Here is a 25,839-nt window from a genome sequence, read left to right as displayed (position 1 = left end):
AAATAAAGGTCATAGAATGTCGACGCAACAGTTTGAACAGTTAAGAGAACAACTCAAATTGCTATCTCCTCAGCAATTAAAAGCGTTACAAGGTGAAATTTCCAACCAACTTTCCCCAAGTGCTGCGAGTCTACTTAGTGACGAAGAAGTCAGCGCTCTGACACAACTATTCCAGTAAATACCAACCGTTGTATTGTTTCAAAGTATTGCATTTTCTCTCAGTAACCCATTGGATTCACGTGGCAAAGTAATAAGATGTCACATAACCGCACTGGAACTCCTTGTATCTGAGTGTTAGGTGGGTAGAATCCCCTTCCAAACTGTTTTACTAAGATCCGCATGCCAAAAGTTAACCTTCATAAACGTGATTACCTCACTAGTATTGATAAAGATCTCACTTTGACTGAGTTCGATGCTAAGTTATCGCCTAAGCAACACACACCTTCTCGAAAAGTGAATCGTAGCCCTTATCTAACTGCTCGTAATGTTGACTACCGCTGGGGAATTCTTGATAACTCTGAAGCCAAGTCACAATTACTCGATGCTCATACCGAATCCCAAATGGATAGCTATGCCAAAAATATCGAGTTTTTCATAGGCACTCTAAAAATGCCTGTTGGTACAGCAGGTCCTCTACGGGTCAATGGGTTATTTGCACAGGGCGACTATCAAGTCCCGTTGGCAACAACAGAAGCCGCTCTTGTTGCTTCTTACAACCGAGGTGCTAATCTTATTACTGCTTGCGGCGGTGCTAGCGCTATGTTGCTTAATGAGGGCGTAACGCGCACCCCTGGTTTCGCCTTCAAGTCGTTAATTGAAGCCGGAAAGTTTGTGGCTTGGTTAGTAACACAGTTTGACCACTTTAAACAATTAGCTGAATCTACAACATCACACGGAAAGTTAAGCGATATCAACGTCAATATTGAAGGTAATCATGTTTATCTGGTATTCGAGTATTTGACAGGAGACGCTTCAGGTCAAAACATGGTGACCATAGCAACCAACGTTGTATTTGATTACATCATGATGCATACCCCTATTGAGCCGGATTATGCGTTTCTCGACGGTAACTTATCCGGTGATAAAAAAGCCAACTCTCAAACCCTACGTAGCGTTAGAGGCAAGAAAGTCACCGCTGAAGTTCTTATTCCAGCAAGCTTAGTCGAAAAATACCTTCACACTACCCCAAAAAAAATGGCGCAGTTTGGTCAGATGACCACGGTTGGCGGAGCGCTCAGTGGTACTATCGGTATCAACGCACATTACGCCAATGCGTTAGCAGCACTCTATATCGCTTGTGGGCAAGATGCCGCATGCGTTGCAGAGTCTGCTATTGGCATGACGCGTATGGAAGTGACTGATGCGGGCGAGTTGTATGCTAGCGTAACCTTACCAAACCTAATGGTTGGTACGGTTGGGGGCGGCACGGGCTTACCAAGTCAAAAAGCCTGCTTAGATTTACTAGGTTTGCATGGAACCGGTAACTCCCAAGCCTTGGCGGAAGTTGCAGCAAGCCTTTGTTTAGCTGGTGAGCTGTCGATTGTTGGTGCATTTTGTGCTGGCCACTTCTCCAATGCCCATCACAAGCTCGCTCGTTAGTCCATACCGACGACTAAAAACAGGGAAGCGAATTGCGCTTCCCTGCCTTAATTACTTCTCTACCGCCTGGTTTGCTCCTAGGTGATAATGATATTGTTTGAAGTGTCGTAATGCTTCGTACAGAGATTTCTCTTTAATCGGTTTCACAATGACAAAATCTGCGCCAGCAGCAAAGAAGGCTTGTCGGGTTGAATCTAAATTGTCTGCGGTACAAGCGTAGATAGGAACTTTTTGATTAATCGTATTCCGAATTCGTTTAGTCACTTCAATACCTGATACGGAAGGTAATTGGTTGTCCATTAAGATCAACTCAAACGACATCGTACTCAGAATCTCTAGCGCTTCCTGCCCGTCTTTAGCCCAAATCACATTCATACCGTACTTTTCACAGAAGGCTTTGGCAATAAAGGCGTTGGTATGGTTGTCTTCTACCAGCAGCACATTTACTACTTCAGAAAACAAATTGAAATCGATAACCGTTTCTTCAACACTTTGTTCAGCTTGCCCGATTGCTGTTTCTACGGGTAACCTAACTTCGAAATGAGTCCCGCGACCTACCTCACTACTTACATTGATTTGACCATCAAAAATAGTCACTAAGTTTTTAACAATCGCTAACCCAAGACCACTACCACCATACTCACGTGTCAACGTTGCTTCCGACTGAACAAATGGGTCAAAAACCTGTTGAATTTGATTACTAAGGATACCAATACCGGTGTCTTCGACATGAATAGTTAACCAATTGGTTTTACTCGAATCTGTGGTTTTAAGCGCAAAACTTACCTTAACGTGCCCTTTGTGGGTGAACTTTATCGCGTTACTAACTAGATTGAACAAAATCTGATTGAGGCGAACCTGATCTGTATTTAAGGCTGTATTTTCATTTAAACCATTTTGGATAACGAGCTCAATATTCTTATGATCGCAAAGAGGCTTATATATACCCTCAATCGCAGTAATCACTTCTTTGAACTTGAAGTTATGTTTTTCAAGCTTAAAGCTACCATTCTCAATTTTGGAGAAATCTAAAATATCGTTCAACACTGCCAGTAGGTGTTCACCACTGTTACAAAGCACTTCAATTTGTTCTTGATATTTACCATCATCGCCTCCTTGCTTAAGGAGCTGTGAAATACCTAAGATTCCATTTAATGGTGTACGAATTTCATGACTCATTTTCGCTAAAAAGTCAGTTCTAGCTTTAGCTGACCATTCGGCTTCTTTACGAGCTTTAATACTTTGCTTTTCTGCCTCGACCAATTTAGTAATGTCTTGGCCCTGTGATAGCACCAACGTACTGTCATCCCTAGTCTGAATCGCGGATAAACTCCACCTAAAAACTTTTTCTCCAATAGGGACATCAATACCTGTTAACGTCGCTCCCATACTCGCCTTCATAACAAGTGGCGTCATCTCGTTTACAAATAGAACAAAGCTCTCGCTGTTTGACTGATTTAATTCTTCAAACAGCTCTAATGATTTTTTCGCTGCCGGGTTAATTTGGAGAATAGTGGCTTTCTCAGTCCAGACAATGATTGGGGAAAGAGAAAAATTGAATAGGTCTTGGAACAGTTTTTCTTGCTCTGACAAGCGTTCAAAAGTATTGCTTAACGTGTTACCAATATGATTGAACTCATGGATACTTGAACCAGCAAACCTCTGAACCCGCTCTTTATTTACAGCGACTTTGGTGTAAACCATCAGCTCAGACAATTCTTGAGTTACTTTTCTATTTAGCCAGCGCCTAGTTAAAAAAGATATGGTGGTTATGACGACAAGCGAAAGAAAAATCCAAAATAAATAGCTATTACGTAGTGCAAGAACACTAGGGTTTCGCTGTACTGAAAAGATAGTCAAGACATCTTGTTTCGTCCCGACAGTTAAGTTTGTTTCAGTGATCAATAAACGATTTAAATCTGTTTCTCCGCTATAAATCAAATCAGAAATTGATTTAAGCGTATAGTTGTCATCAGGTGAAATGGTCGACGCAATAAATTTATTACCAAAACGCAGAATAACATCATCACTATTGCTGCCACGCAACAAGCTAGCTAACAAACCTGCATTGTCATCTAGAACAACGCCAACAAATAGGAACCCAAGGACTTCCCCCGACTCGCTTTGGATAATTGGCGTACGTCGAATCAAAGTGTGCTTAAGTCCTAACTGAGAGTCAGTAACCAGTGCATTCCAATTACTGTGGATGTCTACTTTGTGAAACAGCTCATTTAAACTAGAAGACTCCAAACCATAGAAAAGAGCATTGCCGTCATCCCAAATCACATCACTTAAATGACTGATAAATCGAAAGTCTGGAGAATGGATTGGCTCAAGGTTGTCTTCTCGGAGAAAAAAATAGTCTAACGAGCGAGAATCATGATTGTTGAAAAAACTCTCAACCGTATCACTTTTGGCATTACTGTCTTGCAAAATTTGTAACGAAGCGAGGCGATATTCGAAGAAGTTATGTATTAAACTACTCGTTTGGCGCGAGGTTCGTTGCACTTCTTCTTGCACGATATCTCGGCTTAAATGCCAACTTTGAATCAACACCCCTACAGTAAAGATCGTCACTACCCATACAACCGTACGAGTAATAAGCGTCGCGAGTGTTTTATGTTTATTGAAGTTCGTTAGTGGCATCAGCTTTTATCAGAATATCTAAATGCTTTCTTTTTCAATTCATCGATCCTTGATTGCGAATCTTTACTGGTAACTAGTTCAAAATCACCGGAATAAACCGTTGGTACGGGCTTTCCTTCAAGGTCCCACTTAATAGCTTCAGCCATTGCAACACCAGTGTCGTCATTCATTCTCATAACGGTTACATCAAGCTTATTATTAGCGATCGCATCAAGTTCAGCAGACCCTCCTCCCCAACCATTAATAACGATATCATTGCGTTTAAGCTGCTCTAGAGCATCAACTGCGCCTAGAGCTACATCCGTTGAGCAAGCATAAATAAAGCTAATGTCTGGGTTCTGTTGCAAGCTACTCAATGCCGCCTTGTAGCCACTCTCTTTGTTCGCTTTTGTGTAATAGGATGATGCGAGTTGATAGTTACCCGAGTCTTCCATGTCTTGGATAAATGTACCGCCACGTGCATCGCTAACGTAACCTTCTGAAAAATACAAGACAGAATAGGAATGGTTATTTTCAAAGCGCTGTTTAAAGTAATCTGAGAGTAGATGACTGCCAATCACATGGTCAAAACCAACATAAAGAAACGGAGGGTTTTCATCCCATGCTCTCACTGGAGTCGTGATATTCTGCAAGATGAGCTTGGTGTCAGTTGAATGAATTACGTGTTCAATGAACTTACGATGACGTGTCGTATCTAGTGTAAAAATCAAATAACCGGACTTGTTTTTTACCGCTTCCATCAGCGAAACACTTTGCTGTCGCAAATCAATATTAGGTCGAGTAAAAACTTGGTTAAGCTCGTAGTTAATACCAAGTTCTTCCATACGTGTCTCGAAGGCTTTGATGTTCCTAACCCAATAATCAGACACCTGTTGACCGGGGTAAACCACCGATATTGTCACTGGTTTATTCTGCTCGACAGAGAGTGGTGTTGGCTGTCGCCTAACAACCTCGGAAAGTTCATTGGTAAGCTGTTCTTGAACAGGATGGGCACGGAGATATTCTTGGTAATCCCAATAGCCCGGCAATATTTCACTCGCTGCCGACTGAGTGGCGAATGGAATGATTATGGAAGCTAGCAAAGTTGAATAGATTCTGTTCATGTGTTGCTTATCATTATTCTGTTATAGAACAAGTGTATACAACATCTATGTGTTCAGCCAGTCATCTTGCTACAGTTATTTTCGCTCGAAACGGACAGCCTGCTTTACTAGATGTTCTTTCTGCGCTTTCCTGAGCTTCTTGATAGCTATTTCTGTTTTCAGAGCTTCACTTTTGTTTTTTTCGGATTGACTCCACACAAGCTGTAAAGGCCCTTTACCACGCAGCGCTTTGGCTCCTTTACCTTCTTGGTGTTGTTTAAAGCGCCGCTGTAAATCATTAGTAATACCGCAATACAACGCCGAATGAGACGTTCTAACAAGGTAAACAAACCAAGATGGCTCTTCGTTTTCAACTTCCATGACTTAATTTCAAAATACGCAAAAAAAACAAGGGTAGCGATGATTGCTACCCTTTCTCGCATTACATAAGTGAATTGACCAGCGCTTTGAGCTCACTAAGCTCAGACTTTAAAGATTCAACTTCTTGCTCTAGAGCTTCAATACGCTCGGTCGTCGGAGTGGAGACGGAAATAGGACCAGCAGATTGCTGTGCAAACTCCTCAATGTCGATTTCGCCACTAAATAGGTGCATGTATCGAGACTCGCGTTTACCCGCCTCTCTTGGGAGTTTAACGACAAGAGCGCCGCCTTCACGACTGCTCATCGCATCTAAAACAGCTTCTACCTCTTTAACATCCGTGAACTCACATAGACGGTTAGTTCTGGTACGTAATTCGCCTGGAGTTTGAGCGCCTCTCAACAGCAAGCAACATACAATACCTTTTTCCTGAGCGCTCAGTTTTAAGTCACCAAATTCCGTGTTGCAGAACCTATGTTGAAATTTCGATACACGGCTATTAAAGCCACTTTCATCGCTCACTAAACGGCGAGAAATCAATGCTTGAGCTGCATCTTGAACGTCGGCTTCTGACAAAGATAACACTGGGTCACGATTGCTTTTTTGATTACATGCTGTTGTTAGACTATTCAACGTAAGGGGATAGTGATCGGGCGTTGTCACTTCTTTTTCGATAAGGCATCCGATAACACGAGCCTCGACCAAGGAAAGTTCTATATTCATTGTTATATCCTTTTATTCGCTTTAAACCTTACAGAAGTAAGCATACGTACCTAGTGTTCAGAAAGAAACGGAACCCTAATCAAATTGCCATCTTGGTCGACCATCACAACCTTACTACGGTTGAGCTCAACTTCCGTCACTTCCAGTCGAGAGCGCTCGTTAATATAAGCCCCCTTCAGTTTCTTTGACGGCGAAACTTGAGGTTCCTCTTGATTGATCACTATGTCACTTTTGAATTCAGGAAGTGTTTTAGAGTGAGGTAACATGGTTTTCTTTAAATTGACAAACATTGGGTTCGGAAATCATAGCGCTAAGTGAGCTATTAACTCAATTGTTTCTTTCTTGAGTGATGACATTATGAGCAATAGACCGTCAGTATTGATCTAAGGGCTGTTATAACGAGTTTTGTTATGCTTTAATCAAGCTAGATTTTGACAATAATTTAGGAAAGGACTTATGAGTAGCGTATTCGAGATCGTTGCACAAGCACGTCGTAAGAACAAACTAAAACGCGAGCTTCTAGATAACGAGAAAAAAGTTCGTGATAACCGTAAACGTGTAGACTTGCTAGAAAACTTGATGGACTACATCAAGCCTGAAATGACTCACGATGAAATCGTCACCATCATCAAAAACATGAAAGCAGACTACGAAGACCGTGTTGATGATCACATTATCAAGAGCGCTGAGATTTCAAAAGCTCGTCGTGATATCAGCCGTCGCATTCGTGAACTGACTGAAGAAGACAAGCAAATGGTTCAAGGTAAGAAGTAATCGCCTAACCCGATTTATAAGCCCGCTTTTAAAGCGGGCTTTTTTTAACATTTTACTCAACAAAAACCGTTCTTCGTAACTAAGGTCAGGAGAAAAAACGTTTGCGTAATCGCTAACCCTCTCCGAACACAAAAGTGAGGCTTCCATCACAGAACTCTGGCTGATATAGTGCACCCGAATTAGCAACACCGTTCGAGGCAAGGAGCTTCCTCGTAAATCTCATGATGAGAAGAATAGGTACCAGACTCACTGGCAAGATTTAGAGGAGCACATTATGGACATTAATATGGTTGAGTTATTGGGTTATGCAGCATCAATTATGGTGGCTATCTCATTAACGATGAAGGATATCGTAAAGCTACGAGTGTTGAACTTTATCGGCTGTGCATTATTTACAGCTTATGGACTGGCTATTGATTCTATGCCAGTTGTTATCACCAACGGCTTTATAGCTTGCGTCAACGTTTACTTCCTAATCAAGATGCAACAAGAAAAGCGTGTTGTAAGCTCTAACGCTTAGTACAAACAGAATTCGAAAAAAGCCTCACTAGATGAGGCTTTTTTATACGTAATGGTTTCTTGCTTAAAGTCCAAACCAACGGCTGAACCACGTTATTTCACCGTAAGCGACCAGATCAAAAATTGTCAAAAACACAGCAGTAATAATCGCTAATTTCACCAGTTTATAAGCGATGAGCATCATACCAAGTTTACCCTTTGTATTTGAAAGTCTGAAAGATTTTACTTCCTTCTCGATGAATCACAAGTGATGTTGTTTTCACTTAGCTTTTTATGCGGGTCGACAAGTCCAAGCATTGCGTATTAATCCATTTTTCAACAAAGCCTCCGCTTCGCGAGCATTGCAATTAAGCCAATCTGAAACCGAATCAGCCGCGAGCAGCGCTGGCATACGGTGATGATAGCGTAGATACTTCTGTGTCGGTGCAGTGGTGAGTGTGATAACCCGCTTCGACTCCGGATAACCAATAGCTGCCATATACAAAGGCGAATTATCTGCTGCATAAAATGAACACTTGGTTTTGTTTTCAGCGCAAGAGGTTCCTTGACTCCATTCATACCAACCAGAACATGGTATAACGACCCTATGTAGAGCAAAAGCTTGTTGAAAAGTCGGTTTAATAGATACTGTTTCGGCTTGAGCATTAATAATCAACTTACTACTCCAGCTTGTTCGGAGCCCCCAACCAAGTGGAAACTGAAACAAGTCTTGTTCGGGAGATGCAACAATGCATTGGATCTGTTCGCTCGGCCGAATGTCTTGATTCGGCTTGGCATAAAAAGTAATGCCAAGTTGACGTGATACAAGTTGGCTAAATGGATCATCGATAATGTTAAGTCGACCGCACATAGTAAAACTAAACCAGTATTTTTGGATAATTATAGAGGATCACGTGCGATTTCTCTTGACGACGCAAGCCTTGGCTCTTAGTTTTGTTTACGGAACGCCTTTGCTTGCGCGTCTGGAACGGCCGAGATTAAGCAGTTCTCGGCCAACCCCTTTCTTATCTGCATCTAAGATGAAAAATATAAAAAAGAAGCCAGCTCATTTGAGCTGGCTAAAGTGCAGTGTGGGCTAAATTGCCCCTCCTGGTATAAAGTAGACAAGTAGCGACCATGCGCCTATCCAACTCAGTACCACAAGCGTATCAATCCAATCTCTGTTCCACATGGTTCCTCCAGTGAATGTGGCGCAATCTGTTTCGATAGACTGCAACCGCCAAGATCAGTTCAATAAAAGCAATTTACGTTCCATTATTTTGGAACCGAGTCTTTGTTTTCTCGGTTTATTCTATTCACTACATACGGTCTATCCGATAAAAGCTTTATAAAACAATCAGCCATAGACCAATTTGTAACAGTACCTGTCCCTTCCATATTTAATATGGCGTCGTAGCCCTCTTTTCCTTTCATGGTGTAAGCGCTTGAACTGCCAGTATATATTTTGTTCAACTCGATTGGCTGGTTAGCAATCTTAATATCTGTAACTCGAGCCCCTTTAGGTTTGTCTTTGTCATAATGAAACTCAAGTTGCGACGTATATGGATAACTGCCTGAACCCGTTCCTATAACACCATTACCTATTGCGTTGTCGATTGCGCCTTCGATGATACGTGGAATGTACTTCCCTTTTATCTCATAGATGCCTATCGGCACGGCAAAAGGCAATAATTTTCCGGCAATGTCCGCCACCGAAATAGCGCCGCGATTAAGTGAATTTCGCACGCCACCAGCATTATGAATAGCAAAGTCAACCTGATGACCAAGCGCTTTCATGGTGTGTAAAAATGACGCAGCGACGAGAGGAGCAATCTCACTACCGCCCTGTTCGTCTGGAAGCCTAATATGTCGAAGAGTATGATTCAGAGTCGTCACTTTTTGCTCTTGTAATGCCTTTACTCTAGGACGGTACTTATCATTCATTATCTGTTTGATTGACGGATGTTTGCGACAAACTTGGACGTTCGGATGCGATTGAACTCTATCTCGAATCGCTTCATAAGGAATGGATGATACCTCACCGTCTACATCCATAAACACTCGGCGTCCGACTAACAGTTCGTTTTTGCCGTTAAAGCTCACCACTGAACCGTCACTATCAAACTCAATTTCACAATGGCCCATCATCATCGCATGGTAACCCGCTTGAACCACATATGTGCCATTCACATTAACGCCATAGTGGTCTTTGGAAGCCAATCCTAGTTGAGAAAAGTCACCCTGTAACACATGACTATGTCCGCCGATTATGAGCCCAACACCTTCCAATTGGCCCGCTATTTCAAGGTCGGCCTCATAGCCCATATGGCTTAAGATAATGATTTTATTGATGCCACTTTGTTTAATGGCGGCGATAGTCGCTCGCGCAACCTCTAGCGAAGACTCAAAGCTTGTATCACAGTCCGGGTTCGCGATGTCAGCCATTTTGTCGATAGACAAACCAAAGATGGCCACTTGTTCGTTCCCAACACTCTTCACTATCCATTGTGCAGTTTTTTGCTCCACATCATATTGGTATAGATTCGGATGCCCATTTAGCGGAAACTCTTTGTCCCCCTCTCTAGAGAGGTTCCAGTTACCCGCCAATAACGGAAACTCTATTTCTCTAATGAACTTCCCGACAGGTTCATTACCCATATCAAGTTCATGATTACCCAGTGCCATCGCATCTGGTCTAAGTTCATTGAGTAATTCAGCGTTTGCTTCGCCCTTAAATAAGGAGAAGTACAGCGTCCCTTGAAAACAATCACCTGCATGTAGCAGCAAGAATGCCTCATCATCAGCCTGTGCTCTCAGTTGTTCAACTCGAGTTGCAATGCGTGCAAAGCCGCCAGCGCTAACAAATGGTTGATATACAGTTTCGTTATGGACGATGGTTAATGGAAGAGACGTTGGTTCAAAGTATGAGTGAGTATCATTGATATGAGCAATCGTTAGTTTGAGAGGTTTATTGTTTTTCTTCATAGCGTTTCTCTGTTATCTCCCCTCTGATGTTAGACCGCTTTATGTGACATTCCAATGAAGTTCTTGAAATGCAGAGCACATTATACAGGTCTGTGTTTGATATACATCACATAAATTCTCTAGGGATATTTGAAATTAATATGAGCTTGATTACAGCTCAATCTCGAAAACCCTCTTATAATTGATTGAGATAGTTAGTATTTTCGATTCTACGTACTAACTACAACTTAAGGAGAATTGGATGAAGTTAGAACGCATTGATATATCCGGTTTTCGCGGCATTAAGCGCCTCTCTCTCGCGCTCAATGACCTAACCACGTTGATTGGTGAAAATACTTGGGGTAAGTCTTCTTTACTTGATGCCTTGTGTGTTGTGCTTCCTGCTGACGGGGAACTGTATCAGTTCGAAATGAAAGATTTCCACGTAGATTACGCCGCTTCACATCCCCAAACGAGGCACCTACAGATTATTCTCTCCTTTGTAGCCACTGAAAGAAACGAAACTCACTCAGGCCGCTATCGCAAGCTCAAACCTATTTGGCAGCAAGACAGTAATGGAGTAGAACGTTTCTATTATCGAATCAGTGCTACATTAGAAGGCTATGATGTCACTCAGCATTATGCCTTTCTTGATTTAAATGGCTCTCCTCTACGGTTACACCATTCAGAGAAATTAGCGCAAGAGTTGATGACACTTCACCCTGTCATACGGCTTAGAGACTCTCGTAGATTCTACCATCATGAGATCGCTACTAATGGTCATAACTCACGCTCTGAAAAGCGAATCAACAACACAGTGCGTCGATTAATGGCGATACCTGGCCATGTGAATAAAGGAGAAATGAAAAGTAGTCTCAACTCGATGAAGGTGTTGGTAGAGCACTATTTCTCATTTAAAAGCCATTCACGCGGGCTTTCCAAAAATGGCAATCGCGATGGCGTATTCTTCTCGCGACCTTCGAATGAGCAAAATCTCTCCCAAGTGATCGATGAAACGAAGAACCATCAAACGCGGTTACTTCTATTAGGATTGCTCAATGCCTATTTACAGGCAAAAGGTCCAACTGAACTCAGACGTTGCGCACGTCCAATACTTATCATTGAAGATCCTGAAGGTCGTTTACACCCAACTCACCTCTCCCGCGCGTGGAGCTTATTGCAAATGCTTCCGATGCAAAAGATCCTCACAACGAACAGTAGTGACTTACTCGGCGCAGTCCCACTGGAATCTATCCGTCGACTAGTCAGGCAGTCTGATAAGACTGTTACGACAAGTATTTCTCCTAACAACCTAACTAAAGATGACTTGCGGCGCGTTGGTTTTCATATCCGATTTCATCGCTCCCGCGCACTATTTGCCCGTTGTTGGTTACTGGTTGAAGGCGAGACTGAGGTGTGGCTTTTTAATGAACTCGCTAATCTTTCGGGCTATAACCTATCCGCTGAAGGAGTTCAAATCATTGAATTTGCACAATCAGGTCTTAAGTCTTTGATCAAAGTTGCCCAAGCATTTGGTATAGATTGGCATGTTGTAACGGACGGAGATGCTGCTGGAAAGAAATATGCAACAACTGTTATCCATCAATTACACGGCGACCATCCGCGCCACCATTTAACTGAACTACCCGATAGAGATATTGAGCACTATCTGTATACACACGGCTTTGAAGATTTCTTTAGGGATCTCATCAAGATTCCTCATGATCATCCAATCCCTCCAAAAAAGGTAGTCACGCGCGTACTCAAAAAGTTTGCGAAACCCGACCTTGCACTGGCGATTGTCTCAGAATGTGAAGAGAGAGGACCGGACAGTATCCCTTTATTGATAAGGTGGATCTTGAAACGAGTTGTGACTATGGCGAACGGTAATACTTGAAGAAAAGCCTGATATCAATTGTTTTGATATCAGGCTTTAACTTTGAAATTCAGTCTTTTACTAACTCTTGAGTCGTTTTGACGGAAAGCTGTTGATGTAACCAAAGTCCACTGGCTTTCATTGAATAGCCAAACAATCCACCAAGCACTAAAGACGGTACAACGATTTGCCAGTCACCATTAGCCGCGAAAGTTGCGCAAGCACCGATAAACGTACCTGGAATGTAACCTAACCAATCGCGTTTTGCTTGAAAACACATAAAGAATGAAACTAAAGCCGTCATTAAATAGCCAACGATCTCTAGATTGACCAGTGAAGAGCCATGAATAATCACTAAAGCCCAAACAACACCAGACATATTAGTTAGTAAGCTTTGTGCTAAACCTTTTATGCCATCTTTCGGTGATGCAAAGTAACTTGTACACCCTAAGAACCCAGCCCACGATAACAAACCTAACGACATCGCTGTCCATCCCCAGATGCCAGAGAGAATACCTGTGGTAATTGAAATAGCGATTAGTGGGCTCATAAAGGGTTAACCTAGCAAAATGATTATTTATGCTAGGTTAACAAATACACTGGATATTGGCGTGACAAATATCACGTTAACATTATTTAAGTTACATTGTGTACATTTATTATGTGACAAAGATCACTACAATACCGAAGGGCGACCTTTCATCATTCTTAGCCCCTCTCTCTTTGCACATTCAGCTAAAGGGTTCTCGGCCATATCAGCACGCCAGATGAATGACAGCGTGCGTTCCATTTCTAGTTCGGGAACGTTCAACGCAACCAATTGACCAGCTTCAATAAAGCGCTCTACATCAAGATATGGTAAACAAGTTAGGTACTGGCTATTTGCGACCATGCTACGAAGTACGGGTACGTGCTCGTATTCGCGCCAGACATCTAAGTCTGCAATGAGATGGTGGATGGAGCTATCAAAGATTTTACGGGTACCGGAACCATGTTCGCGCAATACCCAGCGCGCTTGCTCTAGTTGTGCGAGACTCACTCTATCTCTTTTTGCAAAAGGATGATGGGCAGATGCCACGACAGTCAGGTGGTCTCGACACCAAACTTCTTGGTGAACTCGATTATCGTCGCAGCGACCTTCTATAATGCCAAGGTCGTATTTGTAATCCAAAACACCTTCGATCACTGAGTCCGTACTCTGCACTCCCAACGTAATTCTCATCTCAGGGAAATCGTTGTCGATGGCACTAATAAGATCAGGGACTAAGTGTTCTGCTGGTGTTTGACTAGCGCCAAGCTTTAATTCGCCACTCAATAGATGCTGTTCGTAAAATCCCATCTCAATTTGCTGGGCGTCTTGTAACAAGCGTTTCGCTTTTGGACGCAGCCAGACTCCCCAATGGGACAACGCCATCTGCTTACCCTGACGTTCAAATAAAGGGCGGCCAAGCATTTTCTCTAATTGCGCTAACGACATGCTAGTGGCTGATTGGGTTAAAGACAGCTTTTCAGCAGCTTGACTGACACTTCCTGTATCGGCTACTGCATCAAATACTGCTAACTGCTTTAATGAATATCGCATCTGCTTTCCTTCCACTACTAAATCCAAATTGAATGCCGCAATCAATTCTCAGGCGTCGACCGGACATCATCAGTTTCCCTTATGCTGCCCGTCAGGTGGATTTTTGTGATTATTATTTCACCACCAAGAATCTTATTAACCTGCCAATCTCTCACTTAAAAACAGTACGTTATGGACAACAGCCCTTATTCTACCTTGTGCAGATAAGTTATCAATATTTCTGATTTAGATTTTAAAAATTATCAATTTTACCACTAGGTACTCTACCCCTTAATCTAGATTCGAACACGGCAAGGGGCCTTGTTCTCGCACTTTGATTAAGGAGTTATGAAATGCGCGAAACATCCAATACGACAAGAGTAAGGAGTCATTAATGGCATCAGCTAGCTCCGACAATCATCTGCTCTTTTCGCCACTTGAAATGATGGCAGAAGCTGAAAAGTTTGCCTTAAGTAAAGCGAAGAAAACCAGTGGGATGACGATGAGTCTGGCCATCATGGCCGGGGCCTTCATTGGGCTTGCATTCCTTTTCTACATCACAGTTACGACTGGAAGTGCAGATGCAGGATGGGGACTAAGCCGATTAGCGGGTGGACTCGCATTCAGCATGGGTCTGATTTTAATTGTTATTTGCGGCGGAGAGCTATTCACCAGCTCTGTTCTCTCGAGCATCTCGTGGGCAAATAAGCAAATCAGTTTCAGAAAAATGCTGTCAATTTGGGGAAAAGTATATGTCGGCAACTTTATCGGCGCAATGTTCTTGCTGTTGATTGTGTCAGCTGCCGGGCTTTACCAAATGGACAACGGTCAATGGGGTCTTAACGCACTGAATATCGCCCAACATAAGCTTCATCATACGTGGATACAAGCTTTTGCATTAGGTGTGCTTTGTAACCTACTTGTTTGCTTGGCGATATGGCTAACCTTTAGTTCAGCGAACGCTATGACGAAAGCTGCAATGACCGTCTTACCTGTCGCTATGTTCGTTAGCAGCGGTTTTGAACACTGCGTAGCAAACATGTTTATGGTGCCACTTGGAATCGTTATTCAGAACTTTGCGGGCAGCGAGTTTTGGGCGGCAACGGGGACAACCGCTGCACAGTTTAGCGACCTAACCCCAATGCACTTTCTCACTAATAACCTAATACCAGTCACGCTAGGTAACATCATCGGTGGCGCGGTTTTGGTAGGACTTGCCAATTGGAGCATCTACCGAAGACCACAACTAAAAGCAGCAAATGTCACTGCAATCACAACAACTACTGCGCTAACGTCAGTAAAGGAGACGCAAATGAACAACAACATCATCGTAAAAGACATCATGAACACTCAACCGGTAACGCTTAGTGTTGAAATGCCTACTGCTGTTGCACTTGATACGCTTTTAGACCACAACTTAACAAGCGCACCAGTCACCGATATTGAAGGACGTTTGGTTGGTTTCTTCTCTGTCCACGACGTAATGGTCGACCTTTGGTGCCAAGACTACATTCCTGAGCAAGGTCAGAAAGTAGTGGACTTAATGAGCCGTGATGTCGTCGCCATCAATGCTACCGAAAAGTTGGTTGATGTGGCTGAGTTTCTTTGCATCGACAAAGAGCAGCTATATCCGGTGAGCTCTATGGGCATCGCTACGAGTTTCTCTACTCTATCACTAGAAGAACGTGCTAAAACGATGAAGGTCAGTAAGCCACATGTACTACCGGTTCTTGAAAATGGTGTCTTAGTAGGAGTGCTGTCTAGAGCAGAAGTTATGAAAGCAGTTCGCCCAATCTATGGTGAACGCCTAAATATTGTTGAACGTGAGCTTGAAACTGCATAGTTCGACACAAAAGTTTTTGGCTAGGAAATAAGTCGTTTGGCCGAAAAAAGCCCCGGTGTAAAAACCGGGGCAATCTTATTCGTAAAGACTTAGTTATTATTATTTGAATGTATAAGTTACGCCACCTGCGACCATGGTATCTTTGATTTTACCAGCATTGCCTTTATTCGTTTCAGCGTAACCAAATGAACCTTTAATAATCCACTCTTCTTTTTGACCAAAATTATATCCTGCACCGATCGCAATTGCGTTGGAACCATTAAAGTTCGCTGCACCAGCACCGATACCAAAACCACCCTGACCAAATTGCATTTGGCTCATTGCACCTACCATAGCGACACCGTTAGATACACGCCCCTCTACTTTATCGATTTTGCTGTCTAGGCGCTTAACTTCTTGGTTGAAGCGTTGTTCTGCTTGTACAGCCCAAGCACGTCCATCGGCGATAGCTTTTTGGTTGTCGGCTATATCATTGCGAGTATCAGCTCTATCTTGATCTGTAGGGTCAATCGGATTCGGCATAGGTTTCATATCATTGTCTACAATTTTGGCGTTTGTGTTGTTCCCTTGACCATCACTATAGTTTACATGTGTTGCATTTCCTTTATCATCCACTTCCACCCGGATCGACTCACCAGTAGTTGGATCTGTAATAGCGTAGGATCCATCAGCCATTTTCTCGCCTACTTTTGCAATTTCTCCATGGCGATTAGTCGCGATGATATCATCTCCTTTAATTTCTAAATTATTTGACTCTACAATGTGTGCGATTGCATGTTCAGCAGTAACGCGCTCAACATTAACTTGTTCAAATTCAGATTCTCCTGCATCAATCACTTTGTTATTTGGCTTCCAAGCTTCTGTATAAATATTACCCGTCGTTTCTTTGTTTAACTCACCATTTGTCTCAGTAATTTTGTAGGACATATCATTTTTGTCCAACGTTACAATTGCACCCTCTTTTGTGCGAATTTCAACAACGCTATCAGTACTCGAATTCGTTCTGATAAGACCAACTTCTTCTTTCGTAACTTTGTTATACACGCGCCCATTTTGAACAGCGAACTGACTCTCAAGAGATTCTACGCTAACATCTTCACCTAAGATTGCAGCATATGTAGAACCAGTAAACACAGACGTAATTGCGGTAACTAATAGTAGCTTTTTCATTTTTAACTCTTTGTATCAATAAGGAAAATAGGATTTATTATTTGGCGACTATCCCTTCGCCCTATCGAAACATCAGCCACTCACCGTAGACCAATCATTTCGCCAATTACCGAGCCGTTCCGTTGGTAACTGGTGCTCATTGCTGAGAACGAGGCGAATGTTAGATACAAAGATTTTTCTAATGTAGTTAAAGAAAATTGGTTATTTATAGAAAGCAGTTAACGAAGCATTAATAAATGACTCGTAACTTACGAGAAAAGAAAATCTGACTATAGTTATCAGTATTTTTGATTTAGTTTGGTTCACAAAAAAGCCCCTTAAAAAGGGGCTTGAAAAATCAAATTAGCATGTTCATGAGAAATAGTTATTTCTTCACGCCTTCTACGTGAAGTTCCATGTCAACATAGCTTGAATCGCCCATGACTGGAATCTTGAAGTCAGCCAGTTCTAAACGGGTAGTACCATTAAAGCCAGCACGCTCACCACCCCAAGGGTCTTGACCTGCACCGATAAACTCAGCTTCAATCGTGATTGGTTGTGTTACTCCGTGAAGTGTTAGCTCTCCCATCACGTCAAGTTTGCCGTCACCTTTATCTTTTACACCAGTACTTTTGAACGTTGCTTCAGAGAACTTGCTTGCATCAATGAAGTCTGAACTGCGGATGTGCTTGTCACGCTCAGCATGGTTTGAATCTAAGCTTGTCGTATCAACTACGACTTCTACCGCTGATGCGTCAATGTTTGCTGGATCATAGCTGAACTCGCCTGAGAAGTTGTTGAATCGACCTTTAATAAAACTATAGCCAAGGTGACTCACTTTAAAGTTAATAGAGGCGTGTGCACCTTTTGTATCAATTACATAGTCTGCAGCATTTGCACCTAGCGGCAACATCATTGCCACTGCCATTCCTGTAGCGATTAGTGTCTTTTTCATTTCGAAACTCCTAACATTTTTCGAAGAGTATTATCTTTGTTAATAAAGTGATGTTTTAACGCGGCTAGTGCATGTCCAGCGGCGGCAATAATAACGAACCAAGCAGCATAAAAGTGAACTTCGCCCGCTATGTCAGATTGGTTAGCAAATAACTCACCTGCACCAGGTACAGTGAACCAATCAAATACTTCTATGCCTCTACCATCTGAGGTAGAGATTAAATAGCCACTGACAAATATAACAATCAGCGCTAGATACATCAGTAAGTGGCCAACTTTCGCTCCTAATTGCTCAATAGGATGGCCTTCAATCTTTGGTGTGACAGTGGCACTTTTCCAAAGAAGACGAAAAACCGTCAAACCAGCTAAAAGAATACCTATCGACTTATGCCAATGAGGAGCTGTTTTGTACCATTCGCTGTAATAGGTTAAGTCAACCATCCATAAGCCAACGGCAAACATTCCTATAATCACAATCGCAGAAAGCCAATGCAGTGCTCTCGCCACAGGGTTATAGTTTTTTACTTCGTTTCCAGTCATTACCAATTCCGTTACTTGATATTGCATCTCATTTAGCATCTTAACAACCATACAACCTTTGAGATACAGTATTTACTTAAATTGACACTTTAACGATAATCACTCTTTGATAATGTTCTTCAGTTTTTTCGAACAAGATATTTATTTACCAATTAGTCACTTAGCTATCTTCTGGCATTTCTATCTCATACAACTCATCACTAATGTCCATAACTTTCCGTTCAAGTACCTGTTTGGCATCATCTAACCCTTTGTTATAGAAGGCAGGACCTAGTTTTTTGATCAGGAAATCTAGTAAAAACTCGGCGTCGAACTGCCCTAACTCGTAATCGAGCTCATCACTAAAGTAGGTTTGTAAGTCACTAATGAGCTCTGCTCTTTTCTTGGTTTCAAACATGTTATTCCTAATTATTTGTTACAATTAAAGGGTTAACTATAACACTGCTCCATTTAAGGCAAGTATTCCACCGTAGATCTCAACCTCGCTTTCACAATTTTCCACGCAAGTCTCATAATCTTTGATTATTTCCCTTATAAGTTTCATTTTTGAAACCCATAAACTATCATAAAGACAATTTTATGGAGGAACCATGACCGACGGATATCAAGAACGCATTTCTACACTGCTAAAAGAAAAAAATATTACCAATAACGAGTTGGCCGAAGCGATCGGAAAAGGTAAAGCCACGATAGGACGTTACCTCACGAAAGGCCCAACACGTACTTATCCGTCCATTGAAGATCTTTCATTAATCGCTGATTATTTTAAAGTGCAAGCACATTGGCTTTGCTTTGGTGTTGGCGACAAACACACAGATGCTGAAGATATTACCCATGCAGCAAACCAAAGTGCGATCACTGTAGCTGTTTATAATCGTACAGAGGTCAATGCACTGCTAAGCGGAGACATGCCACCTTCAGTCGGATCTATACCTGTTCCTCCTGAATACAAAGAATGTTTTGGCGTAATGTACCCAGTTACTGGGTCCGTCTCCTATAAATGGGATTGTATCGCGCTCGTTAATCCAAATAAGCCTTGGGTTAACGATGACATCGTACTAGCAAGACTTCCAGGTAACCCCTATCCGGATTTTTTTACTCTTGTTAAAGTTGGTACCATCATCCACGTCTGGTATGGCGACGACACAACCAAGAATGCGATCCATCAAGTCAGTGATAATGATATTGATGTGTTGGGTGTCGTGCGTTGGGGCACTTGGGAAAAACGAATCTAATAAAGATTCCGTTTCAAGGAAGAAGGATTTTTCATTGTTGCAAGATATCGTAGTTCATAGTATTCGCAACTTTCAAGCAGACTGCCAAAAACTCTGCCACCAGCACTACCCTGCCGTCCATAATGGTGGAATGACCGAACATCACCTCGGACTCGCGTTTGCTAGAAGAGTTTCCGCAAGCTTTATAAGCTTGGGCCATGAGGCAACACTAGCACCGTTAGATTCAAGAAACGATTCAGCAAGCTCATGTAATTATCGGGTCAGTTCTTCTTTGGGGACTATTTGGATAATCACTCATCATTTCATTAATGCCAACTCTGCAAGTAAAGAGCGCCTATTTACTCACCTTCAACAATGGCAAGCAGAGAATCATTACGCCATTCAATCTAAGGATATTTTGGTGGTTGTCGCCGACCACTGGATCAATCGATGTGCTCAAAGCAGAGGAATTATCCATTGGTGGCAAAATACACTGCCACACGATCTCGACAGTTATGTCCGCCAAGGAGTTAAATTGCTTGAGGCAGATAGTTCACTTAGTGGTTCACTTCGAAATCGACTTGCGATGACACCTAACTATATTAACTTCACTCATCCCTTAAAACGGACAGCCAACCAAGAGCCAGTATTAAAGTACGTTCAGCTCTACGCCATTATTTATCCATAGCCCCCTTTGTTTTTCATGGTAGTTGTCATCAAACTTTAACTACAATTTCTCATAGTGGTTCCGTTACTAACCAAACCAGAGTTGAAGTGAAAAGTCTCAAACGATACCAATATGAAAAATACGCAGTGTTGTGTAACTTGGCATATCCTCGAGTATTCAAGCAAACACGCTACGGTTTCGACCCTAACGGGCAACGAATTGTCGCCAATAGATCTGGAAAAACCGTCGTTCGCATTCTGTGGAGCCAAAACAAAGAAGAAGCGGTCATCGTAATTAAAGGTTCTCACAGTCCTACTGATTGGTTATTAAACTTCGCTATGTGGCAAAGAAGCTGTCAACACTTTGGGCTGAACTACTCTATTCACGCAGGCTTTCACTTTATTCTTAACCAAGAAAGCCAACCCACGCACAAAAAAGACCAATTGGGCCTTTCTGTGTTCGAACGCACAATAAGCATCGCTTCCGAATTGATTGAGAATGGTAAACGTATCGCGATTACAGGCCATTCCTCTGGCGGCGCGATCGGATGTGTTATTGCAGACGCACTTGAACAAAAATACCCAAAGTCGATAAAACGCATTGTTACGTTTGGCCAACCGGCTATTGGGGGTTATGGATTTAAAAAGCACTTTAAATTAGCTCATAAAACCTACCGAATCTGTTGTGACCTCGATGTTGTCACGTTCTTACCACCCATTCCATTCGCATACTGGCACGTGGGAAAAATGTTATGGCTCTACAACGGGCGCATTTATGAAAACACACCTTCATTGGTGAGATTCGGGCGCTCATTAATATCCTGGTTAGTCCGGCCTTTTTCTTATCATTTAATGAGTAAATACATAAGGAACAAGGATTTCTTTGATGAGCGTTAAAATGAGATGTATTTCAAAAAAAACAGACAAATCTCCAAAAAGTTAATCGATTACATTTATCAATACTATTGCTATCGCAAATATGAGACAGATCAATGTAGTTAAGGTTATTAGCCGAGTTTTGTCTGCTTTTTATACACGATTTCATCAAATTATAAACACTGACACTGATTCACTTTCAAAAAACGTTAATAGTTCACATTGACTTAGCCAATAATAGTGATATTTATCACAGATATCATTCAGTTACTGAATTTGACATCCGTGATCAGCGTGCCATCATAGTTTGAATTTCATTTATAAAACGCTGTAAATGCTACTAACCGATAAACATCAATTTTCCCAACGGATTAGACTCGATCGTTCCGGGTGCTGTATTGCAACCTATAAACACTTGACCTTAAAAAGTGTGTTTCAGCCTATATTCAATATAAGAAATGAAATAATCGGTATGGAAGCATTGGTTCGCTTGTTTGATCAAAATGACGAACCAATTCCACCCAATCTATTTTTCCAGAATGATGAAATTTCATTAGCCGATCAGCTCAACGTGGACAGATTGAGCCGTGCCATTCATTTGCGTAACTTTAGTATGTCCTTGTACAACAACAGACTTATATTCCTCAATTTTCTACCGATATCCAGTGAAAGGCTGGCGGCTGAAGGATTAAAATCATCGTTGTTAATGTCTCGACTTAAAGCACTGCAAATCGATAATAAAAGAGTCGTTGTCGAGCTTGTGGAATTAACGGCCTTTAGTGCGAGAACATTGGCTTCAGCTGCTCACCAGCTAAGTAATGAAGATTTTTTGATTGCTATCGACGATTTTGGATGCAAAGAATCAAGTCCTGAAAGGGTCAAACAAGTTAAACCTAATATACTAAAATTGGACCGTCAGTTGTTAATTGAGTATATGGATGGAAATCAACGTCCCCTACTCACGGGTTTAAAACTTGCTAAACAATCAGGGGCCAAGACCGTCATAGAGGGCGTAGAGACCGCTGAACAGCTCGTTGCAATGAAAGCGCTGAAGATAGATTTCTATCAAGGATATCACCTGGCTATGCCAACTGCTTTGCTTCCTCGATTGCAACAAGTGGTTTAAAACCGTTTACCTAACATAAACGTCACGCCCTCCCTCGTCTTACCGCTCTGCGCCATTAACGAGGCCTCCCAGTTATAACTGAACTCTTTTTGCATTCCAACCATTGTCGACCATCTACTTGATGTTTGTTTGGCACTAAACCGGATATCTGCAAGCTGTCCTTTAAGTTGCCTTTGATAATCTTGGTACTGTCCCCCGACTACAACTTTCCAACCGCTGTCCCCAATATTAAACCCTACTAACGGAGTCACCACCAAAGCATCCAAATCGACACCTACACCAGAGACAGCTGTAGAGACATATTGTGCATCTATGGTCGTAAAAAACTGTTTATGCCCATACGCTAAGGTTGTACCTATCGATGTAATGGTCGACGTCGTTGCCATCCCATTAAGTTCCAGCTTTGCAATATTGTCGTTAAGTAAGTCATTAACACCAATAGATATGTCCGATGTGGTTATCGCTTTGCCTATCATAGCGTTAAAGCCCCAGAACGGCATCAACCATACATCACCTCTCACCGCAATAATACTCGTTGTATTTACCGTTTGACTTGCTCCGTCGGGCAGTAAGTCCCCTACAGATTCACCGTCAACTTTAAAGTCGCTCAAGTTCATTAAGTCTTCTTGCTGATGAGTAAACAAAGATATCCCGATCGGTTTGGGCAGTCTAATTCCAACGCTACGTATTCGATCTCCAAAGAAAGGCAGAGTACGGCCAAAATCTTCGTCGTTTACTTTTAAATGAGACGAAACGGCTGATTCATTGGCTAGGGCCATGGTGCTTATCAATGTCAAACAGAAAACAAGGTTGCGCATGAAATTAGATGGAGCTCTAGAGATATTAAGGGAGCAAGATATTATCAGGTCATCAAATACAAAAATAATTTTGATTTCATATATCTACACACTTGAAAATTGACACTCCAAATACAATCTCTTGCTTACAAAGGAGTGTTATATGGAAAGTTCTACAACTACATTCAAGAGGCTCACCCAAGGAACAATAGCGATGATGCCGCTCAGTCTAGCGGTAGTACCATGGGGTTTTCTAGCCGGTTCATTTGCGATCGATTCTGGTTTATCACCACTTGAAGGACAAGCGATGAGCGCAATTCTTTTTGCAGGAGCGGCTCAACTTGTTGCTATGGGTATGATTAAGTCTGGCGCGACCTTGTTGGCTATGGTCATCACCATTTTCTTTATTACCTCTCGACATTTTTTATATGGCCTCTCAATGAGAAACCATATTTCTGTCTTACCGTTACGTTGGCGAGTCGTGCTCGGCTTCTTGCTCACCGATGAACTGTTCGCTCTTTGCGGCCACCACGACCCTAAAAAGTTTGACCGTTGGTACGCACTCGGAGCGGGGCTATCATTTTATTTGATATGGAATATCGCAACCTTCATCGGTATCGTCATAGGATCACAAATACCAGATTTACAGCAATACGGTTTAGAGTTCGCGGTAGCGGCAACGTTCATTGCTATTGTAGTGCCCAATATAAAAACGACGCCAATTTTCCTAGCAGCATTGTCAGCTCTTTTGGCATCTGTCGCGTTTGCCGCGCTTGATATTGGTATGGGTTTAGTTTTGGCAAGCCTAATTGGAATGACAGTCGGTTATGTAAGTGAAGAGAGACTCAAACGATGACGTATTTAGTTATTTTAGTATTGACCGCCGTAGTATTTCTAAGTCGTTATTTGTTCTTAGAACCTACAGTACCGTTGCGGTTGAGTAGTTCTGCTCAGCGATTTTTAAGTTACGCGAGTCCTGCTGTTCTAACCGCTATTTGGGGGCCTATAGTATTTCTACCTCATGGCGAATTGTCACTTGCGGATAACTTACCTTACATGCTCGCCGCAACGTTTGCTGTTGCTATGGCATGGGTAACCAAAAATGTTTTATTAACGACAATAGTTAGCATCTTAGTATTTCTCGTCTTAAACTTGCTGATATTCAAGTAATAATAGGAAGCCACCATGACTGAAAAGGAGCGACTCCAACTTGTAAAGATGATGAACTGGTTGGGTTATCTCGGATTAATCCCCTTTGCGCTTTGTATCGCTAGTTTTAATGCCAATGCAGAACTTTTCGGCATAAATACCAGAATAGTCTTCATCGCGTACAGTGGGATTATATTGAGCTTTTTGTGTGGCATTCTGTGGTCACATGCCTTGTCCGGAGAAAACCAATCCCTTTCGCTTCCTATGCTTTTGCTCAGTAATCTGATTTGTTTGATGGCTTGGCTGGTTATTTTGATTGCTCCAAAACAGTTTCAGCTAGCATTAGTAGTATCAATGGTGGGGTATATCTTTGTTTGGGCCGTAGAAAAAGCCAAGTTATCTACGGCAGGTTCATCCTTCCCTTCAACCTACTCGACTCTGCGCAATCATTTAACATTGGGTGTCCTTGTTTCACACGTTATTGCGCTCGCAGGCTCATAATTCCATTAGCTATCCAACGCGCTTACTTAACTTTACGCTTCGCTCGATTAGACTGCCCCGCCTCGGGCTTCTTAGGAACATCTCTTCTCTCGTGTAAAAGGTGTCGAATTGATAAGATCGGGTGTGGCAGTAACATTCTTGGTCCAGAATAAACCATGACTTCTTTCATCTGAGCTTTAGGCTCTGGTTTATAGCAGTGTATTGGACATTTATTACAGGTCGGTTTTGACTCACCATATGGACAACGATCAAGTTTCGTCTCAGCATAGACCAGCAATGATTTGCAATCTTCACACAACTCATCATTACTTCCATGATGCTTTTTGCAATAAATGCGCATCATTGCAGAAACCGTTTTGAACTCTGTGGCCAGTGCGCCGACGAGAAGCTTACTTTTCATTCTGTTGACCTATCAACAAATCAGAATCAATTTCAATATAGTCGTCAGCTGCTTGGATTAGGTTATTGGCCGTCAACGATCTCACACCAGCTACCGTAACTTTGGTGTTAAATCTCTGCTGAATACGTTCCACCAAAACTTGAAAGTCGCCATCTCCAGATATCAGGACGATTCTATCTACACTATTTGCGGTTTCGTACACATCCAAAGCCAACCCTACATCCCAATCTCCTTTTGCGCTGCCATCTAAACGCTGAATAAAGGGCTTTAGCTGAACATTAAAACCAATGCCTCTTAAAATGTGATGAAACTGCCTTTGCTTAGGATCAGTTGACGAAATGGCGTAGGCTCTCGCAATATCAATTCGATAACTTTGGCTCAGCTTAGCCCAAAGCGCATTGTAGTCAAAGCGGCGACCGAACGCCTGACGAGTGGTGTAGTAGACATTTTGTACATCTACAAATATCGCTATTGATTCCATAATGAACATCTTTATCAATTTGCCGTCCATGATACCAGAAA

The 25,839-nt window shown here is 42.1% G+C and carries 29 protein-coding genes; 13 read left to right on the top strand and 16 right to left on the bottom strand.

The features are described 5' to 3' along the window. Positions 1-16: 16 nt before the first annotated feature. On the top strand, positions 17-178 hold the full coding sequence (locus tag MMA19_RS01695; protein WP_006072794.1) for a hypothetical protein: 162 nt from the start codon (positions 17-19) through the stop codon (positions 176-178). Positions 179-339: 161 nt separating this feature from the next. After that, entirely contained in the window at positions 340-1,599 is a 1,260-nt protein-coding gene (locus MMA19_RS01690; RefSeq protein ID WP_240205347.1) for a hydroxymethylglutaryl-CoA reductase, read from the top strand. Positions 1,600-1,650: 51 nt separating this feature from the next. Here MMA19_RS01690 and luxQ read toward each other — a convergent pair whose 3' ends face one another. From luxQ to MMA19_RS01665, 5 genes are all read right to left on the bottom strand, one after another. Continuing rightward, on the bottom strand, positions 1,651-4,245 hold the full coding sequence (luxQ, locus tag MMA19_RS01685) for a quorum-sensing autoinducer 2 sensor kinase/phosphatase LuxQ (protein ID WP_240205346.1): 2,595 nt from the start codon (positions 4,243-4,245) through the stop codon (positions 1,651-1,653). Continuing rightward, positions 4,245-5,348 (bottom strand): autoinducer 2-binding periplasmic protein LuxP, encoded by a 1,104-nt coding sequence (locus tag MMA19_RS01680; RefSeq protein ID WP_006072798.1) that lies wholly within the window; start codon positions 5,346-5,348, stop codon positions 4,245-4,247. The genes luxQ and MMA19_RS01680 overlap by 1 nt, the downstream gene beginning before the upstream one ends. A 75-nt stretch (positions 5,349-5,423) precedes the next feature. Then, on the bottom strand, positions 5,424-5,708 hold the full coding sequence (locus MMA19_RS01675) for a GIY-YIG nuclease family protein (protein WP_240205345.1): 285 nt from the start codon (positions 5,706-5,708) through the stop codon (positions 5,424-5,426). 61 nt (positions 5,709-5,769) lie between these two features. After that, complete coding sequence (locus MMA19_RS01670) at positions 5,770-6,429, bottom strand: YceH family protein (protein WP_240205344.1); 660 nt, start codon at positions 6,427-6,429, stop codon at positions 5,770-5,772. A 50-nt stretch (positions 6,430-6,479) separates the two neighbouring features. Further along, positions 6,480-6,719, bottom strand: coding sequence for a hypothetical protein (locus MMA19_RS01665; protein ID WP_346657517.1), 240 nt, complete (start codon positions 6,717-6,719; stop codon positions 6,480-6,482). Positions 6,720-6,885: 166 nt separating this feature from the next. On the opposite strand from MMA19_RS01665, the gene MMA19_RS01660 reads away from it, so the two are divergent. Together MMA19_RS01660 and MMA19_RS01655 are read left to right on the top strand one after the other, a co-directional pair. Next, positions 6,886-7,203, top strand: a complete 318-nt coding sequence (locus MMA19_RS01660; RefSeq protein WP_006072802.1) for a DUF496 family protein — start codon at positions 6,886-6,888, stop codon at positions 7,201-7,203. Between the two features lie 274 nt (positions 7,204-7,477). Beyond that, complete coding sequence (locus MMA19_RS01655) at positions 7,478-7,723, top strand: YgjV family protein (RefSeq protein WP_006072803.1); 246 nt, start codon at positions 7,478-7,480, stop codon at positions 7,721-7,723. Positions 7,724-7,993: 270 nt separating this feature from the next. On the opposite strand, the gene MMA19_RS01650 is transcribed toward MMA19_RS01655, so the two are convergent. After that, positions 7,994-8,572 (bottom strand): SOS response-associated peptidase family protein, encoded by a 579-nt coding sequence (locus MMA19_RS01650; protein WP_240205343.1) that lies wholly within the window; start codon positions 8,570-8,572, stop codon positions 7,994-7,996. 404 nt (positions 8,573-8,976) lie between these two features. Then, on the bottom strand, positions 8,977-10,686 hold the full coding sequence (locus MMA19_RS01645) for a bifunctional UDP-sugar hydrolase/5'-nucleotidase (RefSeq protein WP_240205342.1): 1,710 nt from the start codon (positions 10,684-10,686) through the stop codon (positions 8,977-8,979). Positions 10,687-10,927: 241 nt separating this feature from the next. On the opposite strand from MMA19_RS01645, the gene MMA19_RS01640 reads away from it, so the two are divergent. Further along, positions 10,928-12,562, top strand: coding sequence for an ATP-dependent endonuclease (locus MMA19_RS01640; RefSeq protein ID WP_171390153.1), 1,635 nt, complete (start codon positions 10,928-10,930; stop codon positions 12,560-12,562). A 49-nt stretch (positions 12,563-12,611) separates the two neighbouring features. On the opposite strand, the gene MMA19_RS01635 is transcribed toward MMA19_RS01640, so the two are convergent. Next, positions 12,612-13,091, bottom strand: a complete 480-nt coding sequence (locus MMA19_RS01635) for a DUF1097 domain-containing protein (protein ID WP_240205341.1) — start codon at positions 13,089-13,091, stop codon at positions 12,612-12,614. A gap of 126 nt (positions 13,092-13,217) precedes the next feature. Further along, entirely contained in the window at positions 13,218-14,123 is a 906-nt protein-coding gene (locus tag MMA19_RS01630; protein WP_006072809.1) for a LysR substrate-binding domain-containing protein, read from the bottom strand. Between the two features lie 373 nt (positions 14,124-14,496). Between MMA19_RS01630 and focA the strand changes: the two genes are divergently transcribed. Continuing rightward, entirely contained in the window at positions 14,497-15,945 is a 1,449-nt protein-coding gene (gene focA, locus MMA19_RS01625) for a formate transporter FocA (protein ID WP_240205340.1), read from the top strand. 99 nt (positions 15,946-16,044) lie between these two features. Here focA and MMA19_RS01620 read toward each other — a convergent pair whose 3' ends face one another. The 4 genes from MMA19_RS01620 to MMA19_RS01605 all read right to left on the bottom strand — a co-directional run bounded on the left by MMA19_RS01620 (position 16,045) and on the right by MMA19_RS01605 (position 18,985). Beyond that, positions 16,045-17,115 carry a YadA-like family protein gene (locus tag MMA19_RS01620; RefSeq protein ID WP_240205339.1) on the bottom strand — a complete coding sequence of 357 codons (1,071 nt, stop codon included), beginning with the start codon at positions 17,113-17,115 and terminating at the stop codon, positions 16,045-16,047. A 364-nt stretch (positions 17,116-17,479) separates the two neighbouring features. Continuing rightward, positions 17,480-18,049 (bottom strand): YceI family protein, encoded by a 570-nt coding sequence (locus MMA19_RS01615; protein ID WP_240205338.1) that lies wholly within the window; start codon positions 18,047-18,049, stop codon positions 17,480-17,482. After that, positions 18,046-18,588, bottom strand: coding sequence for a cytochrome b (locus tag MMA19_RS01610; protein WP_171390156.1), 543 nt, complete (start codon positions 18,586-18,588; stop codon positions 18,046-18,048). Before MMA19_RS01610 ends, MMA19_RS01615 begins: the two co-directional genes overlap by 4 nt. A 160-nt stretch (positions 18,589-18,748) precedes the next feature. Then, positions 18,749-18,985 (bottom strand): DUF2164 domain-containing protein, encoded by a 237-nt coding sequence (locus MMA19_RS01605; protein WP_088878441.1) that lies wholly within the window; start codon positions 18,983-18,985, stop codon positions 18,749-18,751. A gap of 193 nt (positions 18,986-19,178) precedes the next feature. On the opposite strand from MMA19_RS01605, the gene MMA19_RS01600 reads away from it, so the two are divergent. From MMA19_RS01600 to MMA19_RS01585, 4 genes are all read left to right on the top strand, one after another. Continuing rightward, positions 19,179-19,823: a helix-turn-helix transcriptional regulator gene (locus MMA19_RS01600; RefSeq protein WP_006072815.1), complete on the top strand. Its 645-nt coding sequence runs from the start codon at positions 19,179-19,181 to the stop codon at positions 19,821-19,823. A 34-nt stretch (positions 19,824-19,857) separates the two neighbouring features. Then, positions 19,858-20,490 carry a hypothetical protein gene (locus MMA19_RS01595; RefSeq protein ID WP_240205337.1) on the top strand — a complete coding sequence of 211 codons (633 nt, stop codon included), beginning with the start codon at positions 19,858-19,860 and terminating at the stop codon, positions 20,488-20,490. A gap of 86 nt (positions 20,491-20,576) precedes the next feature. Next, the gene (locus tag MMA19_RS01590; RefSeq protein WP_171393237.1) at positions 20,577-21,365 is read left to right on the top strand and encodes a lipase; all 789 of its coding nucleotides are present in this window, start codon (positions 20,577-20,579) and stop codon (positions 21,363-21,365) included. Between the two features lie 313 nt (positions 21,366-21,678). Further along, positions 21,679-22,470 carry an EAL domain-containing protein gene (locus MMA19_RS01585; RefSeq protein WP_038225037.1) on the top strand — a complete coding sequence of 264 codons (792 nt, stop codon included), beginning with the start codon at positions 21,679-21,681 and terminating at the stop codon, positions 22,468-22,470. Here the strand turns inward: MMA19_RS01585 and MMA19_RS01580 are convergent. Then, positions 22,467-23,249, bottom strand: a complete 783-nt coding sequence (locus tag MMA19_RS01580) for a hypothetical protein (RefSeq protein WP_240205336.1) — start codon at positions 23,247-23,249, stop codon at positions 22,467-22,469. The two genes, MMA19_RS01585 and MMA19_RS01580, sit on opposite strands and share 4 nt — an antisense overlap. A 181-nt stretch (positions 23,250-23,430) precedes the next feature. Here MMA19_RS01580 and MMA19_RS01575 point away from each other — a divergent pair, with 181 nt between their 5' ends. The 3 genes from MMA19_RS01575 to MMA19_RS01565 are packed head-to-tail and all read left to right on the top strand — an operon-like array spanning position 23,431 to position 24,917. Next, on the top strand, positions 23,431-24,123 hold the full coding sequence (locus MMA19_RS01575; protein WP_240205335.1) for an AzlC family ABC transporter permease: 693 nt from the start codon (positions 23,431-23,433) through the stop codon (positions 24,121-24,123). Beyond that, a complete protein-coding gene (locus MMA19_RS01570; protein WP_038226766.1) occupies positions 24,120-24,437 on the top strand; it encodes an AzlD domain-containing protein in 318 nt (105 codons plus the stop codon). Before MMA19_RS01575 ends, MMA19_RS01570 begins: the two co-directional genes overlap by 4 nt. A gap of 15 nt (positions 24,438-24,452) precedes the next feature. Next, positions 24,453-24,917, top strand: coding sequence for a DUF3429 domain-containing protein (locus MMA19_RS01565; protein WP_240205334.1), 465 nt, complete (start codon positions 24,453-24,455; stop codon positions 24,915-24,917). 22 nt (positions 24,918-24,939) lie between these two features. Here MMA19_RS01565 and MMA19_RS01560 read toward each other — a convergent pair whose 3' ends face one another. Together MMA19_RS01560 and MMA19_RS01555 are read right to left on the bottom strand one after the other, a co-directional pair. Next, on the bottom strand, positions 24,940-25,317 hold the full coding sequence (locus tag MMA19_RS01560) for a nitrous oxide-stimulated promoter family protein (RefSeq protein ID WP_240205333.1): 378 nt from the start codon (positions 25,315-25,317) through the stop codon (positions 24,940-24,942). Then, positions 25,307-25,798, bottom strand: coding sequence for an NYN domain-containing protein (locus MMA19_RS01555; RefSeq protein ID WP_240205332.1), 492 nt, complete (start codon positions 25,796-25,798; stop codon positions 25,307-25,309). The genes MMA19_RS01560 and MMA19_RS01555 overlap by 11 nt, the downstream gene beginning before the upstream one ends. Positions 25,799-25,839: the final 41 nt, after the last annotated feature.

Source organism: Vibrio sp. CyArs1 (assembly GCF_022432925.1).
In the GTDB taxonomy this organism is placed as follows: domain Bacteria; phylum Pseudomonadota; class Gammaproteobacteria; order Enterobacterales; family Vibrionaceae; genus Vibrio; species Vibrio mediterranei.
The sequence above is the reverse complement of the archived record's forward strand: the minus strand, read 5'-3'. Positions and strand labels throughout refer to the sequence as shown.